General features: G+C 51.1%; 1 pseudogene. It reads right to left on the reverse strand.

The window, feature by feature from the left end:
- A pseudogene (locus KNP98_RS15945) lies at window positions 1-380 on the reverse strand (copper amine oxidase); the annotation flags it as partial.

The raw sequence follows: 380 nt of genomic DNA on the forward strand, positions 1-380 counted from the left end.
TCTTGTGCTGCTTTCGTCGGAAGGTTTTCTTCCGTTGCTGCTCCGAGGAACGCACCGAAGTCGTTCGAGAACATTTTAAGCATGTCTTGAGCGTCAGCCATCATTTTTTTGTCATCGTTAATGGCTGCTGTGACGAGGTTTGCTTGTGCTTCGATGTGATTTTTCGTCCAAGCTTGCTCGAACTGATCTGCACCGGCTTCACCGTAAATTGATTTGATTGCGGCTTTGAAGTCAGCTGTGTGCATGTCTTCCGCCCAGTTTGCAGCATCGTAGTCTTTCGCTTGATCGACGCCTGCCGTCATGCTGAGGTTCGCAAGAGCGACGTGTTCAGCAGCGAGGCTGTTGAGTGTTGACCGGAGGTCAGCGGCTTTCGTATCAGC

The sequence above is a fragment of the Exiguobacterium sp. s127 genome, from assembly GCF_018618695.1.
Taxonomy (GTDB): Bacteria; Bacillota; Bacilli; order Exiguobacteriales; family Exiguobacteriaceae; genus Exiguobacterium_A; species Exiguobacterium_A oxidotolerans.